4 protein-coding genes are annotated in these 11,363 nt (G+C 72.9%); 1 reads left to right on the top strand and 3 read right to left on the bottom strand.

What is annotated here, in order from left to right; genetic code table 11:
* Positions 1-2 precede the first annotated feature (2 nt).
* The 3 genes from LNK82_RS20270 to LNK82_RS20260 form a co-directional block, all read right to left on the bottom strand.
* Complete coding sequence (locus LNK82_RS20270) at positions 3-7,685, bottom strand: non-ribosomal peptide synthetase (protein ID WP_230568596.1); 7,683 nt, start codon at positions 7,683-7,685, stop codon at positions 3-5.
* A 93-nt stretch (positions 7,686-7,778) separates the two neighbouring features.
* Complete coding sequence (locus LNK82_RS20265; protein ID WP_230568595.1) at positions 7,779-9,050, bottom strand: serine hydrolase domain-containing protein; 1,272 nt, start codon at positions 9,048-9,050, stop codon at positions 7,779-7,781.
* Positions 9,051-9,644: 594 nt separating this feature from the next.
* Positions 9,645-10,259: a GTP pyrophosphokinase gene (locus tag LNK82_RS20260; RefSeq protein ID WP_230568594.1), complete on the bottom strand. Its 615-nt coding sequence runs from the start codon at positions 10,257-10,259 to the stop codon at positions 9,645-9,647.
* Positions 10,260-10,463: 204 nt separating this feature from the next.
* Here LNK82_RS20260 and LNK82_RS20255 point away from each other — a divergent pair, with 204 nt between their 5' ends.
* Positions 10,464-11,309: an EamA family transporter gene (locus LNK82_RS20255; RefSeq protein ID WP_230568593.1), complete on the top strand. Its 846-nt coding sequence runs from the start codon at positions 10,464-10,466 to the stop codon at positions 11,307-11,309.
* Positions 11,310-11,363 lie beyond the last annotated feature (54 nt).

Below are 11,363 nucleotides of genomic sequence, written 5' to 3'. Positions count from 1 at the left end.
GGTCACGCCTCCGTGTCGGCAGCGAGGGCTTCGAGGTCCGCGAGCACCAGTTCCTCGACCAGGTCGGCCAGGGCGGACACGGTGCGCGCGGTGAGGACGTCGCGTGGGGACAGGTCGACGCCGAACGCCGCCTTGGTCCGGGACGTGATGTGCAGGCTGCGGATCGAGTCGCCGCCCAGGGTGAAGAAGCTGTCCTCGACCCCGACGCGGCCGACGCCGAGCACGTCCGCCCAGATGGCGGCGATCGCGTCCTCGGTCTCGGTGCGGGGGGCCACGTAGGCGGAGGACGTGACCGCGTCGCGCTCGGGCGCGGGGAGCGCGACGCGGTCGAGCTTGCCGTTCACGGTCAACGGCAGGCTTTCCAGTGCGACGAACGCCGCGGGCACCATGTGGTCGGGCAGGACCTCGGCCGTGTGGTCGCGCAGCTCCGACGCCGTAGTCGGCTTGTCCGGCACGAAGTACGCCACCAAGCGTTGTTCGTTCGCCACTACAACGACCTGGGCGACGGCAGGATGCGCGGCGAGCGCCGATTCCACCTCGCCGAGCTCGATCCGGAACCCGCGGATCTTCACCTGCTGGTCCGCGCGGCCCAAGTAGTGCAGCGCGCCGTCCTCCCACCGGGCCAGGTCCCCGCTGCGGTACATGCGGGAACCGGGTGGGCCGAACGGGTCCGCGACGAACCGCGACGCGGTCAGGCCGGGCCGGTCGAGGTAGCCGCGCGCCAGGCCCGGCCCGGCCACGTACATCTCGCCCGGCACGTGAGGCGGCACGGGGTTGAGGTCGTCGTCGAGCACGTAGACCCGCAGGTCGGGGATGGGCACGCCGATCGAGCCGTCGGCGTGCGTCCAGGTGACGTGGACGGTGGTCTCGGTGATCCCGTACATGTTGATCAACGCGCCGGACCCGTGCCACCGGGAGAGTTTGCGCACGTCGAGGGCTTCACCGCCGAAGATCACGTACCGGACGGCGAGGTCGGGCGCGTGCTCCAGCAGCTCGTAGAACGCCGATGGCGTCTGGTTGAGCACAGTCACGCCCTCGTCGGCGATGAGCCGGGCGAAGTCGCGTGGTGATCGCGAGGTCTCGTAGGGCACGACGACGAGTCGGCCGCCGTGCAGGAGCGGGCCCCACAGTTCCCAGACGGAGAAGTCGAAGGCGTAGCTGTGGAAGAGGGTCCACACGTCGTCGGGTCCGAAGCCGAACCAGTGGTCGGTCCGGGAGAACAGCCGGACCACGTTCGAGTGCGGGACGACGACGCCCTTGGGCCGGCCGGTCGAGCCGGACGTGTAGATCACGTACGCGGCGTTGTCCGGCCGCACGGGCGCCTTCGGGTCCGTGGCGGGCTGGTCGGAGAGGTCCGGCAGCCGGTCCAACCTGAGCACGGGACGGGCGTCGGCGAGGATGTGCGAGATGCGGTCGGCCGGTGACGAGGAGTCCAGCGGCAGGTAGGCCGCGCCCGACTTCAGCACGCCCAGCACGGCGACGACGAGGTCGATCGAGCGCGGGAACGTCAACGCCACCACCGCCTCCGGTCCCGCGCCGCGCGCGACGAGGTGGTGGGCGAGGCGGTTCGCGCGCTCGTCCAGCTCGCGGTAGGTCAACCGCCCGCCCTCGCACGTCACCGCGACGGCGTCCGGCGTGCGGGCGGCCTGGGCGGCGAACAGCTCGGGGATCGTGGCCGTGGGCTCGCCGACCGCCGTGCCGTTCCAGTCCACGATCACCTGGCGGATCTCGTCCTCGGCCAGCCACGGCACGTCGGCGATCGGCCGGTCCGGGTCGGCGACCAGGCCGACCAGCAGCCTGCGCAGCCGGTCGCCGAGCCGGGCCACCGTGGCGCGGTCGAACATCGCGGGCTCGTAACCCAGCAGCACGCCGAGCCGTGCGGCCGGGTAGACGGTGGCGCTGAGCGGGAAGCTCGTGGTCTCGACCGCGGCCAGGTCCCGCAGGCCCATGCCCTCGGCCAGGTCGGCCGGGTAGTTCTCGAACACCACCGCGCTGTCGAACAGGCTGGTGCCGCGCTCGACCTCGCTCCACGCCTGGATGTCGGCCAGCGGCACGTGCTCGAACCGCCGCGACTCGACCTGGGCGTCCTGCAACGCGCGCAACCAGTCGGCCACGGGCGTCGCGCCGTCGACCCGGACCCGCACCGGCAGGGTGTTGATGAAGATGCCGGTGATCGCGTCCACGCCGGGCAGCTCCGCGGGCCGGCCGGACACCGTCGCGCCGAAGCAGACGTCACGCCGGCCGGCGGACCGGGCCAGCAGCAGCGCCCACGCGCCCTGCACGATCGCGCTCGGCGTGACGCGGTGCCGGCGGGCGAACTCGTACAGCGACGCGGACTCGTCGTCGGTCAGCTCGACCTCGAGCCGCTGCGACGACGTGCCGTGCTCGGCCGGGCGGTCGGCGGGCAGCGGCGTGGGCGAGTCGAACCCGGCCAGCACCCGCCGCCAGTGCGCCTGGGCGGCGGCCTCGTCCTGCTCGGCGGTCCAGGCCACGTAGTCGCGGAACGGCCGCCGCTCGGCCGGTTCGCCGAGCACGTCGGACAGCACGTGGAAGACGCTCCAGCCGTCCAGCAGCACGTGGTGGAACGTCCACAGCACCTGGACGCTGGTCGGGGACAGGCGGGCGATCGCGACCCGCATCAACGGCGGCGCGGTCAGGTCGATGCCCTCGGCCCGGTCCTCGGCCAGCAGGTCGCGCAGCCGCCCGGCGCGGGCCTCCTCGTCGAGCCTGCTCCAGTCCAGGAACGTGAACGGCACCCGGACGTGCTCGTGCACGACCTGCAACGGCTGCCGCACGCCCTCCCACAGCACGCTGCTGCGCAGCACGGGCGTCCGGTCGACCACCCGCTGCCAGGCGGCGGCGAACGCGGCCGAGTCGGTCACGCCGTCCACGACGAACGTGGTCTGCTGGAAGTACACGCCCTTGTCGCCCAGGCCGTGGAACACCATGCCCGCCTGCATCGGGGTGAGCGGGTAGGCGTCCTCGCCGGTGATCAGGTCCACCTCGGCCTGGGTGAGGCGCGCCAGCGGGAAGTCCGACGGCGTGCGGCCACCCGTGCCCGGCTCGGCGCAGTGCGCCACGATGCCGCGCAGCGCGGCGGCGAACCCGTCGGCGAGGTGGGCGACGGTGTCCCGGTCGTGGGCGTGCTCGCTGTAGTGGAAGGTGAACTCCAGCCGGTCGCCGCGCACCTGGCCGACCACGTCGAGCAGGTGCGGGCGCGGCGCGCGCGGGTCGGCGGACAGCTCCAGGTCGCGCTGGTCGGCGTCGAACCGGCCCAGGTAGTTGAACGAGACCCGGGGGTCGCAGGCGGGCGCGGTGCGGGCCAGGTGGCGCAGCGCGCCGTAGCCGAGGCCGCGTCCGGGCACGGCCCGCAGCTGCTCCTTCACGGACTTGAGCGCGTCACCCCAGTCGCCTGCGGGCAGGTCGAGCGCGACGGGGAAGACGGTGGTGAACCAGCCGACCGTGCGGGACAGGTCGACGTCGGCGAACAGCTCCTCGCGGCCGTGGCCCTCCAGGTCGACCAGCACGCGCGACCGGCCGGTCCAGTCGGCCAGCACCCGGCCCAGCGCGGTCAGCAGCACGTCGTTGACCTGCGTGCGGTACACGCCGGGCACGTCGCGCAGCAGGGCGTCGGTCTCGCTCGCGGTGAGCCGCACGGTGACCTCGCGCTGCGAGCCGACCGTGTTCGGGCCGGTCCGGTCCACCGGGATGCCGGTCGGGGTGGCGGCCACGGCCGTCCAGTGGGCGAGTTCGGCGTCGAAGCCGTGCGCGGCGTGGTCGGCGAGCCGGATCGCCCAGTCGCGGAACGACGTCGTCTTGCGGCCGACGCGGACGGTCTCGCCGGCGCGGGCCTGGCGGTAGGCGGTGGTCAGGTCCTCGACCAGCACGCGCCACGACACGCCGTCGACGACGAGGTGGTGCGCGGTCAGCCGGACCGACCCGCCGTCGAGGACCTCGGCCCGCAGCAGCGGCCCGCGGGTGAGGTCGAAGTGGTCCAGCGCCAACGGGTCGGCACCCGTGACGGGTCCGACCACCTGGCGGTCGCCCTCGAACCGGGTGCGCAGCGCGTCGTGGTGCTCGACCAGCGCGGTGAGGGCGGTGCGCAGCGCGGGCACGTCGAGGTCGGGGTCGAGGTCGACGACGACGGACTGGTCGAAGTGCTCCGGCCGCACGGCGTGGCCGTCGAGGAACCAGCGCTGGATCGGGGTGAGCGGCGCCTCGCCGGTCACCGCGCCCTGGTCGGCGGTGGGCGGCAGGTCGCGGGTGACGTGCGGCGCGATCGCGGCGATGGTCTGGTGCGCGAAGATGTCCCGCGAGGTCAGCACCAGGCCGGCGCGGCGGGCGCGGGTGACCACCTGGATGCCCAGGATCGAGTCGCCGCCGAGGGCGAAGAAGTTGTCCCGGACGCCGACCCGGGCCGCGCCGAGCACTTCGGCGAACACGTCCGCCAGCACGGCTTCGACGGGCGTGCGGGGTGCGACGTAGCGGGCTTCGGCGCGTTCGTCCGGGGGTGCGGGCAGCGAGTCCCGGTCGAGGTGGTCGAGGCCGACGAACGTGGCGGGCACGGCGTGCGCGGGCAGCACCTGGCCGAGGAACCCTTGCAGCGCCGAGGGGTTCACCGGGGGCGTGACGTAGGCGACGAGTCGTTTGTCGGCCACGACCACGGCCGCGTCGGTCACCTCGTGGTGCCGCCGGATCGCCTGCTCGACCTCGGCGAGGTCGACCCGGAAGCCCCGGATCCGCACGGTGTCGTCCGGCGGGAAGTCCAACTCGGTCAGGTCGTGCAGCGGGCGGTCCGGGTCGTCCACGACCAGGCGCAGCAACGCGTCCAGGTCGTCGGTCAGCGATTCGATCGTGGTGGCGTCGAACAGGTCGGTGTTGTACTCGACGGTCAGCGCGAGGTCGTCGCCGCGCGGCCAGAACTCCACCACCAGGTCGAACCGGGCCACCGGGCGCGGGAGGTCGTGCTCGGCCGCGGTCAGCTCGCCGAACGCGGTGCCGGGCAGCAGCGGCTGGTGCAGGGCCACGACGGCCTGCACCAGGGGCGTGCGGCCGGGGTCCGGGTCGGGCCGGACCTCCTCCACCACCCGGTCGAACGGCACGTCGTCGTGCGCGAAGGCCTCCAGCGCCGTGTCCCGCACCTGGTCCAGGAACGCGGTGAACGGCAGGTCCGGGTCGACCCACGAGCGCAGCACGAGCGTGCGGACGAAGAACCCGACCGCGCGTTCCAGGTCGGCGCGGTCGCGGCCGGAGCTGACCGTGCCCACGGCGATGTCGCGCTGCCGGCTGCGTGCGGACAGCACCACCTGCACGGCGGCGGTGAGCGTCATGAACAAGGTGGCGTCGTGCGCGCGGCCCACGGCCGCCAGCCGGCGGACCAGGTCGGCGGGCAGCGGACGCCGCAGGACCGAGCCGGACGTGGTGCGCAGCGGTGGCCGGGGCCGGTCGGTGGGCAGGTCGAGCGCCTCGATGCCGGCGAGCCGGTCTCGCCAGTAGGCCGGGTCGCCCTCGGGCCTCGACCGGTCCCAGGCGGTGAAGTCGGGGTACTGCACGGGAGGCTCGGCCGGCCGGTTGCCCGCGTAGAGCTCGGCCAGTTCGGTCAGCAGCACCTGCACCGACCAGCCGTCGGTGATGATGTGGTGCTGGACGAGGGTCAGCAGGTGCTCGTCCGGGCCGAGGGGGCTGAGCACGGCGCGGGTGAGCGGGCCGCGCCGCAGGTCGAACGGCTCGTCCAGGCCGAGGTCTGTCGGATCGAGCTCGGTCGCGGCCGGCTGGGTTGCGCCCGGTGCGGGCAGCACGCGCAGCGGGATCGTGCCGTGCGGCGCGACGACCTGCACCGGCTCGTCGCCGACCACGTCGAACGTCGTGCGCAGCGCGTCGTGCCGGCAGGCCAGCGCGTCGAGCGCCTCGGCGAGACGAGGCACGTCCAGCGGACCGGTGAGCCGGATGCCCACGGCGGTGTTCTGCTCGGCCGTGCCGTCCAGGGAGAACAGGCGGCGCTGGGCTGAGGAGAGGGGCAGCGGCTTGACCCGGGGCACGCGGGGGATCGGCGCGCCGTCCTGGTCGGGCAGGGCGTCGGCGAGCGCGGCGACCGTGCGGTGGTCGAACATCGCCCGCACCGGCAGCCCGCCGAGCCGCGACAGCGCCCGCACGGCCAGGATCGAGTCGCCGCCGAGGGCGAAGAAGTCGTCGTGCGCGCCGACCCGGGGCACGCCGAGCACGTCCGACCACACCGCGGCGACGCGGCGCTCGGCCGCGGTGCGCGGCTCGACGTGGTCCTCCGGGACGTCGCCGACGACCGGCTCGGGCAGCGCGTCCCGGTCCAGCTTCCCGTTGGGCGTCAGCGGGAACGCTTCCAGCTCGACGAACGCCGAAGGCACCAGGTAGTCGGGCAGTCTGTCGACCAGGTGCTCCCGCAGACCCGCGGTGTCGCCGACCACGTACGCCACCAGCCGTTTCGGCTCGCCGCGCGCGACGACGACCGCGTGCTCCACGCCGGGCCGCTGCCGCAGCAGCGCCTCGATCTCGCCGGGCTCGACCCGGAAGCCCCGGATCTTCACCTGGTGGTCGGCCCGGCCGACGAACTCCAGCTGGCCGTCGGCACGGGTGCGGACGACGTCACCGGTGCGGTACATGCGGGCGCCGGGCTCGCCGAACGGGTCGGGCAGGAACCGCTGCGCGGTCAGCCCCGGCCGGCGGAGGTAGCCCCGGGCCAGGCCGACGCCGGTGACGTACAGCTCGCCCTCGGGGGCGGGGCGAAGGTCGTCGTCCAGCACGCGGACCTCGGTGCCGGGGATGGGGTGGCCGATGGGCGGCGTGCCGCCCGGCTCGAGCGGCTCGCTCCACGACGTGACCACGGTGGACTCGGTCGGCCCGTAGGCGTTGATCATGCGGCGCCCGGGGGCCCACTTCGCCACCAGGTCGGGCGGGCAGGCGTCACCGCCGACGATCAGGGTGCGGAACGTCGGCAGCTCGACGTCGGGCACGGTGGCCAGCGCGACCGGTGGGATCAGCGCGTGGGTCACGCCGAACGTGCCGATCACCTCGGCGAGCTGGTCGCCGAGCAGCGGTCCGGGCGGCGGCACCACGAGCGCCGCGCCGGCGGGCAGGGCCATGCACAGCTCCAGCACCGAGGCGTCGAAGCTGGGTGAGGAGAATTGGAGGACCCGGTCGCCCGGGCGCACGTCGAAGTGGGCCACCTCGGCGGCGGAGAACGCCGGTAAACCCCGGTGCGGCACCACGACGCCCTTCGGGCGGCCGGTCGACCCGGACGTGTAGATCACGTACGCCGGGTCCTCCGGCCGGATCGCGACGTCGGGCGCGGTGACGGGTTGGTCGGCCGGCCGCGGCCGGCCGTCGTCGTGCCGGTCCGTGAGGTCCCGCAGGTCGGAGAGCACCAGCAGCGGCTCGGCGTCGGAGACCATGAACGCGATCCGGTCGGCCGGGTAGTCCGGGTCGATCGGCAGGTACGCGGCGCCGGTCTTCAGCACCGCGAGCCGCGCCACCACGTTGTCCACCGAGCGCGGCATGGCCACCGCCACCACGTGCTCCCGCCGCGCCCCCTCGGCGAGGAGCAGGTGCGCGAGTCGGTTCGCGCGTTCGTCGAGTTCCCGGTAGCAGACCACACCTTCGGCCGATATGACCGCGGGTGCGTCGGGAGTGCGCAGCGCCTGCGCGGCGATCAATTCCGGCAGTGTGCGGGCGTGCGTCATCGCGAGAGGTGCCTTTCTGGCTCAGGGGCGCGGCTTACCCATTCCGCTGGGGTTCAAACGTGAAATTCAACCCGTTTTCGCGACCTGCCTGCGGGCGAGTCGGCCGCCGATCTGGATCCAGCGGATACCGCCGTCGCCCGGGTCGCGCAGGAAACGCCCCGTCTGGTTGGTGTCGCCGGTGTCGGAATCGCGCATCGCGAACACGAGCCCGTCGAACAACGACAGGTCGGCGAACGGCTCGCCGTCCACCGTGAGGGCCAGGCGCTCCCGGTCCACGGCGCGCACGGCGTATTCGACGTCGCCGTTGCGGAAGCGCCCGGTGCAGTCCGGCGGAGGGGCGATGCGGCGGTGCAGCCCGCTCATTCCGTCGTAATCCGCCACGGGCAGGCCCGCGTCGGCCAATTCCGGCACGAGCTCGCGCCACAGGCCCCAGCCGCTGCTGCCGTTGGTCGTCAGGGCGACCGCGGTGCCGTCGGCCGGGTTGATCCGCAGGTGGCACGACGTGCCGTCGGCGGTGCCGTCGTGGCCGACCCAGCGGACGCCGTCGCGCTGGAACAGCGCCAGGCCGAGGCCCCAGCCGTCGGCCATGCCGAACGGCTCCGCGTGGCGCACGGGCTCGCGCATGAGGGCGAGGTCGTCCGGGCCCATCAGGTGCGGCGCGCCGCCGCCGAGCATCCGGCCGAACGTCACCAGCTCCGCGGCGCTGACGGCCAGGGCGCCGGCCGGCGCGTCGACCGGCGTCAGCGACTGCGCCACCGGCACCACGCGGCCCGTGGCGGTGTTGACGGCGTGGCCGCTGACGACGTCGGCGTCCGGGGTCGTGATGAACCTGGCGCGCACCCCGAGCGGGCGCAGCAGCACCGCCTCCACCGCCTCCGACCAGGTCATCCCGGTCGCCACCTCGATCAGGTGGCCGATCAGGGAGTACCCGATGTTGGAGTAGGAGAAGCCCGCGCCGGGCTCGTGCAGCGGGTGCAGCTCGCGCAGCGCCTGCCGGACGTGGTGGCGCAGTGACGTCGTGCGCACGTCCTCCGGGTCCGACGGCAGGCCGCCGGTGTGGCTGAGCAAGTGGCGCAGCGTGAGTTCGCCGGCCGCCACCCCGGGCAGGTGGTCGGACAGCGGCGCGTCCAGGTCCAGGTCCCCGTCCGAGACCAGGGCCATGGCGACGGTCGCGGTGAACGTCTTGGTGATCGAGCCGATGGGCACGGCCGCGTCGGCGGCCAAGCCCACCTCGTGCGTCCACGTGCGTCCCTGGTGGTGCACGGCGAGCTGCGCGCCGGGCACCAGGTGGGCGCGGGCGAGCGTCGCTAATCGAGTGGAGATCCGGTCGGTGTCCATGCGTGATCCTCTGAGAATGAGCCACAGTGTCAATGAGTAACCGGGGCGCGGCCCAACGGTGGCTGTCACCGGGAGATCGTCGCGACCGCCGAACGGAGCATTTGCGGAAAGGCTACTCCCCATTTTGAGGGGAGGGTGACTCCGTGGTGGAAGAAGCACTTCCGGGATTCACTCGAACGGCCGGGTTTGGACCGTGTGGTCTCGTAAATACCTGCAGTACGCGAGGGTTATTCGCAGTCGCGTGTCAACGGCTTGCGGGTGTCGGTAGCCTGTCCATCAGGGGGCGTATGAATTATCTACCTGCTCCGTTCAGATGGATTTTCGTTGAGATTCCGAGATGGCCGTAACCTTCTTTGTCTGGCGTCGTTTGACGTTACTCGGGCGTAGCGGCGCGGCACGTCGGTAGTGACGTGTGGCACATTCACGATTGACGGCCCGGACCGAGAGTCCAACGCTCGGACCGCGAGAGTCCTACGTTCAGCGCGCGTGAGTCCGCCGTCGGGCGCGCGTGAGTCCTACGTTCGGGACGTGTGAGTCCTACGTTGGGCGTGCGTGGGTGCGGCGGGAGGGTGGTTGGCGTGCGGGCACGCCCCCTCAGTCCCGCTGGACCTCGTGGTGCAGGACCTGCATCCGGGCGTCCAGCTCCGCGGCGATGGCGGCGGTGGCGGTCAGCTCCTCGACGAAACCCGCGGGCACCTGGTCGTCGTACTTGTAGTACAGCTTGTGCTCCAAAGTGGCCCAGAAGTCCATCGCGATGGTCCGCAGCTGGACCTCGACCTTCACGTGCTCCACCCGGTCGGACAGGAAGACCGGGATGCGCACGATCAGGTGCAGGCTGCGGTAGCCGTTGGGCTTCGGCGCGGCGATGTAGTCCTTGGTCCGCAGGATCTCCACGTCGCTCTGCCGGGCCAGCATGTCGCGCACGCGGTACACATCGGACACGAACGGGCACACCACCCGCACGCCCGCCACGTCGTCCAGGTGCTCGGCGGCCAGCGACAGGTCCGCCGGCAGCCCCTTGCGCCGGAGCTTGTCGAGGATCGCGTCGGGCCGCTTCACGCGGTGCGTCACGTGCTCGATGGGGTCGTGCCGGTGGACGAGGTCGAACTCCTCACTGAGGATCCGCAGTTTCGTCATGAGTTCGTCGACCGCGAACTTGTAGACCACGAGGGACCGCCGCAGCAGGTCATCCGCGACGCCGATGTCCATGATCCCCACGATACCGGCCGGCGGTCGTCTACGATGCCGGTCGTGAACACCCACTGGCACGTGGTCCTTCCGCCGCCGTGCGCCTGACCGGGCGCACTCGCTGACGCACGCCTTCTCGCCTGCCTGACCCGATCACGCCGTGATCCGGTCACGCGGTGCGCCCGTTCGCGTCCTCTTCCCTCTCGTCTCGCGAACGGAGACCTCGTGTCGACCTCTGCCGTGGAAACACGTGCTCGTTCCACCCGCGGACCGCTGCCGATCCTGGCCGCGTGCGTCCTGTGGGGCACCACCGGCACCGCAAGCTCGATGGCGCCCGCCTCCGCACCGGCCGTGGCCGTCGGCGCGGCGGGTCTGGTGGTGGGTGGCTGCTTGCTGTTCTTGACCGCTCGCGGCACGCGTGCCGTGCTGCGGACCGCCGACCGGAGGTTGCTGCTGCTCGGCGCGGTGACCGTGGCGGGCTACGCGCTCGCGTTCTACCCGGCGGTCGCGCGCACGGGTGTGGCGGTGGGCACGACCGTGGCGCTGGCCACCGCGCCGATCGTGCTGGGGCTGCGCTCGCGGCCACTGCTCACGTCGGCCGCGGTGGTCGGTTGCGCGGCGCTCGTGCTGGGTGGCGGCGACGCCCGCGTCGACCTGGTCGGAGTGGGGTTGGCGCTGGTCGCGGGCTTGTCGTACGCCGCGTACTCGGTGATCTGCGCGCACCTGATCGGGCTCGGGCACCCGTCCCGGGCAGTGGTGGGCGTGGTGTTCGGCGGCGCGTCGGCGCTGACGTTGCCGGTGGTGGCGGTCGTCGGTGTCGGGTGGGTGGCGAGCCCGTCGGGGCTGGCGGTGACCGCGCACCTGGCGGTGTTCACGACATTCGCCGCGTACCTGTTGTTCGCCCGCGGGCTTCGGCACACGGGCGCGGCGGCGGCGACCACGTTGACGCTCGCCGAGCCGGCGGTGGCGGCGGTGCTGGGCGTGGTCGTGCTGGACGAACGCCTGCCGCTCGTGTCGTGGTGCGGGATGGGTGTGCTCGCGGTCGCGTTGGTGGCGCTCGCTCGGCGGTGAGCGCTTGTGGCGGTGAGCGGTGATGTGGTGGTGCGGCGGTGATGTGACGGGGGC

Origin of the sequence: Saccharothrix luteola, from assembly GCF_020859565.1 — a bacterium.
In the GTDB taxonomy this organism is placed as follows: domain Bacteria; phylum Actinomycetota; class Actinomycetes; order Mycobacteriales; family Pseudonocardiaceae; genus Actinosynnema; species Actinosynnema luteola.
Note: the sequence above shows the minus strand (reverse complement) of the source record. Positions and strands in the feature narration are given on the sequence as shown.